We start from the raw sequence: 4,929 nt of genomic DNA, 5'->3' as shown, positions 1-4,929 counted from the left end.
GCGATAGCATCACCTCGGTGTGTCTGGAAGACCGAGGTGTCTGCATCGCCGGCAAGCCAGCTCCTACAAAAAAGCAGCTCTGCTTTCGCTCTGGATCTTGCCTTTGCTTTTAACACTCAGGTCGGCTCTCAGGCCGCCGTGCTTTTGATCTTCATCTTGATCTGACTGCCCCAATAAGCCCGAGGCCGAACGCAGGTATTGCGCAGCGGCTAAACCGGCAGGACGCCGGTTTAGCCGCGCCCGGCCCGCTTCGCGGTGCCGGAGTGAGGGAACGCCGAGCCCTAGCGAGGCGCCGACAGGCGGGGCAGAGCCCTAATGAGATGGTCAGCCCGGCACGGGCCCCCGGTAAATCTAGACTTACCGGAGGGCCCACTTCCCGCTCAATAAAACCGACCATTACTCTCTTCCCCCCGGGCAAAAAAAACGCCAGACCAGCCTCCCGTGAAAGAGCGCATGATCCAGCGTAAAAATGAACCTCGGCTGCTTCAGCCAGGCCCCATGTTCAACCCCTTCAGACCGGAATCACCACAAAGCTTTCCGGTTTGCAGGTCAACGCCACATTCGTACCCGGCGGCAGTGCGTGGCTGCCGGGAGTCGGCAGTTGCTGGCATTTGAGATCAAGCGTGCCACCGGCCACCTCCACGCGGTAGATCACCCGATTACCGATAAACGAAGTGTCCTTGACCTTCCCGGCAAACGCACCGTCGGCCAGTGCGGCGCCCAGAGCCGGCTCAAGGCCGATGGTTTCAGGCCGGATCGACACATTCACCGGCCCTGCACCCACGCCGCTTTTAGCCGTATGGGCATAACGCCCAAACGGCAACTCGACCACGCCACCCAGCCCATACGTGCCGTTGACGATATTGGTATCGCCGAAAAACCTGGCGGCAAACAACGTGCGCGGCGACCAATACATCTCCTGCGGCCCGCCGATCTGCTCGATGCCACCCTTGTTCAGCAATACCACACGGTCCGACAAGATCATCGCTTCGTCCTGGTCGTGAGTCACATACACAAACGTGGTGGAAGTCTCTTCGTGGATGCGCTTGATCTCGTTAAGCATGTGATGGCGAATCTTCAGGTCCAGGGCCGCCAGCGGCTCGTCCAGCAGCAACACCGCCGGGCGATTCACCAGCGCGCGGGCCAGGGCCACACGTTGCGCCTGCCCGCCACTGAGCTCGGAGATCCAACGGCTCTTGAAGCTTTCCAGTTGCACCAGTTCCAGCGCCTTGTTCACTTCACGCTTGATCTCATCCTTGGGCTTCTTCTTCAAACGCAACCCGAAGGCCACGTTGTCGAACACGTCCAGGTGCGGGAACAGCGCGTACTTCTGGAACACCATATTCACCGGGCGGTGTTCAGGCGCCAGGGCGGTGGAGTCCTTGCCGTCGATCACCACTTTGCCGGTGGTGGGCTCTTCGAAGCCGGCAATGATCCGCATCAGGGTGGTCTTGCCGCAGCCACTGGGGCCGAGCAGGGTCAGGATCTCGTTGCGTTTTACCGTGAGGTCGACTTTGCCCAGGGCAGTGAGGTTGCCGTAGCTCTTGGAAATCCCGGTCAGTTCAATACTGTTGGTCATGGTGATTACTCTGCAGTTTCAGCACGTTCAAGTTCGAGGCGGCGACGACGCAAGGTCATGACCAGGCCGGCAATGGCGATGATGGCAATGGTCACCACCAGCATGAATACCGAGGCGGCATTGATGGTGGGGCTGACGGCGCGGCGCATCATCGAAAGAATCATGAGGGGCAGCGTGGTGTCGCTGCCGGTGACGAACACGGTGATCAGGAATTCATCCATCGACAGCGCCACCGCGAGGATCGCGGCGCCGGCGATGGTTGGCCCGATGATCGGCAGCGTCACCAGCCAGAACGCTTTGAGGGGCGAGGCGCCGAGGTCGCGGGCGGCCTCCTCGAACGACAGGTCGAAATACTCCAGCCGTGAGCGCACCGACTCCACGAAGAACGGAAAGGTGAACAGGGTGTGGCCGATGATCACCGTCAGCAGCGAACGGGGCAGGCCGACCAGTGAGAAGAAAATCACCAGTGCAATCCCCAAAAACAAACCGGGCAAGGCGATGGGGGCAAAGTTCATGAACGCGAACACCGCTTTTACCCGGCCTTTCATGCGCATCAGCGCCAGGGCCGAGAACGTGCCCAGCAGCGTGGTGAGAATCGCCGAACCGGCGGCGACGATCGCACTGTTGGTCAGGGCTGTCATGAAGTCCGAACTGCTGAACAGCGCCTCGTACCAGCGCGTGGAAAAACCCTCGAACGGGAACGACAGCGAGGCGGACGAGTGAAAGCTGAACAGCGCGATAATCGCGATGGGCGCGTAGAGGAACAACATGTAGACGTAAGTGAATAACCGGATCATGGCGAGTTACCTTTTTTATGAGCGGCAGTCAGTCGTGGTAACGCTTGCCGGGTGCCAGGTTGGCTGCGCGCAACACCCCCAGCAGCAACGCGTACACCAGCATGAACACGATCAACAGCAGATAAGCCATCGCCGCACCGAGTGGCCAGTTACCTACCGAGCGGAACTGGTTGGCGATCACCAGCCCGGTGGTCATCGCATCCCGGCCGCCCAGCAGTTGCGGGGTGACGTAGTCGCTGGCGGCCAGCACGAAGGTGAACATGAAGGAGCTGACGATGCTCTTGTGGGCCATCGGCATGATCACCCGCCACAGAATGGTGACACCGCCGGCGCCCAGGTCGGCAGCGGCCTCCAGGTAGTCCTTCTTGATGTCCCGCAGGCCCGACACCAGCAGCAACAGAGTGAAAGGCAGCATGATGTGCACCAGGGTCAGCACCACGGCGAACTTGCTGAACACCAGCCACTCCAGCGGCTGGTCGATCAGGCCGAAGTGCAGCAGGGTGGAGTTGATCACGCCGTTGGTGCCCAGGATCGAGCGCCATGCGTAGACCCGTACCAGGTAACTGGAAAACCACGACACCAACGCCAGGTACAACACGGCGTTGGAGCGTGTGCGGTACACGATGTAATAGGCCACCGGCGCACTGATCACGGTGGAGAGCAGGGCGGTCCAGAAGCCGTTTTGCAGGGCGATCCACAGCGAGTCATAAAACCCGCTGGCGCTCAGGGCCTTGGCATAGTTGGCCAGGGTGGCGGCGGGCTCCATGCTGAAGGTCTTGGCGGTCCAGAAACTGGCAATCAGCAACAGTGCCGACGGAACCAGAAAGAACACCACCAGAAACAGCAACGGCGGCGACGCCAGCCAATATCCGCTGAGGGTTCTCTTATCCATCTTCACGTGTTTACCGACCCTTGAATCGCCGTCGTCCAGGGGCATGGACTCGGTGTTGTTGACTACGGTCATGATGAGGTTGCCTTTGCGTTTTTATTCGAGAGTCAGGGCGCGTTGACCCGTGGGGCGCGTGTTGATGAACACCCACCCCACGGTTGCCAGCGCCGGCGTGCCAAGCGCTCTAGAACGAGCCTTTGAAGTTCGCCCACTGATCGATCCATTCCGCATAGGTCACATACTTTTCGGAGCTCAGGGGCGGTTGGCCATAGAGTTTGGATTTCTCGAAGAAGCTGTCGAGGTTCGCGTAGTCAAAGGTGTTTCTCAGGTCCTCCGGCAGCAGCGGCACGGCCTTGGGGTTGACCACGCCGGAGAACATCGTGGTTGCCATCTTGGCCTGGGTATCGGGCTCCAGGGTCTTGTTGATGAACTCCAGGGCCAGGGGAATATCCTTGGCGGTTTTCGGGATGAACAACGCATCGCACCACAGCGCTGCGCCTTCGCTGGGCACCGACAGGGCAGTGGTCACGCCACGCTTGATGGTTTCGCTCGGGGTGTTGGCGGAGGCCGAGAACACCGCGTCCACTTCACCCGATACCAGCAGCGATACCGCGTCACCCGACGAAGCCGCGAACACGCGGCATTGATCACGGTACGGCTTGAGTTTTTCAAAGGCGTCGTTGAATTCGGCGCGGGTCAGGTTGGGGTACTTGTCGCCGTAGCCGGCGATAGTTGCGATCAGCGACCAGTTCGAGGTGCCGTCATCGACAAAGGTCAACTTGCCCTTGAGCTTGGGGTCCAGCAGGTCGGTGTATTGGGTGGGCTTTTTGACGTTCTTGGGGTTGTAGATGATGGTGTTCATCCCCCACAGCAACGGGATGCCCCATTGCTTGCCGTCCCAGTACCAACGGCTGCCCTTGTAGAACAGCGCGAGGGTATTGTCGGCGGAATAGTTGGGGATCTTCGTGGTGTCGATGGCCTTGAGCAGGCCCATTTCCTGATAGATCTTTTCGTAGCCCAAGGCGTACATGGTCAGGTCGAGCTGCACTGGATCGGAGCCGGCCAGCCGGGCGGTGATGTCGTCCTGGTTGCTGGCATAACTGGAGCGCACGGTAACGTTGCGTTGCTTGCGCCAGTCGGCAAGTTCGGCGTCGCCGGTTTCGCCTTCCCAGCCGAGGATTTCCAGGTGCCCGGTGGTGGCGGCAAATGCGCTGGGCACGAACGAGCCGAGGTACAAGCCTGCGGCAGAGGCGGCAGCGCCCAGCAGGAACGAGCGTCGTTTCAAGCTGAGGGAATTGAAGTCAATGCCGGTCAAACCATAACCCGTCTCTATTTCTTTTTTCATTTCGAGTTCCTGCCTGGGTGGTGGGTGCAAATGTTGAGCGACTTGCAAGGCATGGGCCTGGTGTCGATGCCAGGTGCGTCCTTTTGTATGCAGTCAGTTGGATCGGCAGTGTTATGGCCAGCATTGATTCCATGCTGCTGGGGAGGGTGGTAAGGCCTCCACTGTTCCGATTGACTCTTCCTTGGCGGGGCGACGCACGCTTATTCCGGGCTGCAGGGTGTTGCGGGCCTGAAGCGGTGCGCCCAGCGCTTGATAGGCTCGGCTTGTTGTTTTCATGGGTTGAGTATTGAGCGGGGAGGCGGGGGGCTCAATTTCGCAG

4 protein-coding genes are annotated in these 4,929 nt (G+C 59.9%); all 4 read right to left on the bottom strand.

The features are described from left to right. Positions 1–511: 511 nt before the first annotated feature. On the bottom strand, positions 512–1,579 hold the full coding sequence (locus AC3WKX_RS34100) for an ABC transporter ATP-binding protein (protein WP_008430152.1): 1,068 nt from the start codon (positions 1,577–1,579) through the stop codon (positions 512–514). A gap of 5 nt (positions 1,580–1,584) precedes the next feature. Further along, a complete protein-coding gene (locus AC3WKX_RS34095) occupies positions 1,585–2,376 on the bottom strand; it encodes an ABC transporter permease (RefSeq protein WP_008430153.1) in 792 nt (263 codons plus the stop codon). A gap of 28 nt (positions 2,377–2,404) precedes the next feature. Then, positions 2,405–3,340 carry an ABC transporter permease gene (locus AC3WKX_RS34090; RefSeq protein ID WP_008430156.1) on the bottom strand — a complete coding sequence of 312 codons (936 nt, stop codon included), beginning with the start codon at positions 3,338–3,340 and terminating at the stop codon, positions 2,405–2,407. Positions 3,341–3,449: 109 nt separating this feature from the next. Then, on the bottom strand, positions 3,450–4,610 hold the full coding sequence (locus AC3WKX_RS34085) for an ABC transporter substrate-binding protein (protein WP_008430158.1): 1,161 nt from the start codon (positions 4,608–4,610) through the stop codon (positions 3,450–3,452). Positions 4,611–4,929: the final 319 nt, after the last annotated feature.

The organism is Pseudomonas sp. GP01-A4 (assembly GCF_058780865.1).
Note: the sequence above shows the minus strand (reverse complement) of the source record. Positions and strands in the feature narration are given on the sequence as shown.